Annotated in this window: 2 protein-coding genes; both read right to left on the reverse strand. The window is 61.7% G+C overall.

The features are described 5' to 3' along the window. A partial coding sequence (locus OQZ28_RS17560; RefSeq protein WP_458136698.1) for a TrbG/VirB9 family P-type conjugative transfer protein occupies positions 1-712 on the reverse strand: 712 nt, incomplete at its 3' end. Next, on the reverse strand, positions 709-986 hold a 278-nt coding region (locus OQZ28_RS17565; RefSeq protein WP_458136699.1), incomplete at its 5' end, for a VirB8/TrbF family protein. The genes OQZ28_RS17565 and OQZ28_RS17560, both read right to left, overlap by 4 nt.

The raw sequence follows: 986 nt of genomic DNA on the forward strand, positions 1-986 counted from the left end.
CATAGCGGAAATTCAGGGTATCAAGATTCAGCCCCGCGTCCACGGGGGCAGCATCATCGGCCGCATTGTCCTGCCGATGCAGGGCAATCAGGTCATCCTCGGGATAGTCCCACGACACCGATGCCATGTAAGTCGCGGGCGTGGAGCGCAGTTCCGCCAGATAGGTCCGCCGGTCGGTATTGACGATCAGATTGGTGGTCAGATCTGGGCGCGTCGGCTTGACCAGGATATGGATGCGTTTTGTTGCCCCTGCCCCGCTCTCGGTATCACCGATGATCCAGCGCACCGTGTCACCTGCCGCCACAGGTCCGGTTCCCACTAGCTTCTCACCCTGCTGGAGCATGATGTCGGTGATTTCACCCGGCGAGGTGTAGACCTGATAAAGCGCACCGGGAGAATAAGGATAGACCTGCACCGCATTGATGAAGTCTGCCCGCGTGGGCTGAATGCGCGCCGCCATATTGGCCTGAGTCACACGCGCGGTCGGGTCGGCAACCTCGGGGGCCGGATGGGCCGTGCGTCGCGAAGACAGCGGCTTGAGTTGCCCCGGCAGGGGAAGCAGTCTGGGGACTTCCACCACCTGCACCGGTTTCGGCGGGTCCGGCAGACGTGTCGCCTGAACAGCGTCATCGTAACGGATGACGGGCGGATGGTAATGCTGCGCGCATCCGGCCAGAGGCAGGACCAGCAGCGGGAGAGCACGACGGATCATTGGCCCAGCTCCTTCGACCAGTTGATGGCGGAGACGTAGATTCCGAGGGGATTTTTCCGAAGATGGTCGGCGTCACGCGGCGTGCGCAGAACGATGGAGACGATAGCGGTCCAGCGTTCGGTGCCGGTGAACGCGCCGTCGCGGTAATGAACTGCCCCGGGTTTACCGGAGAGTAAAACTCTCGGAGGATGAGCCCTATGGTAGAGAAGAAGAAGACATCGCGATATTCGCCTGAGTTCCGTGAGCGCGCCGTACGCCTTCTGGACGAGCATCG

Source organism: Komagataeibacter sp. NFXK3, from assembly GCF_054182245.1.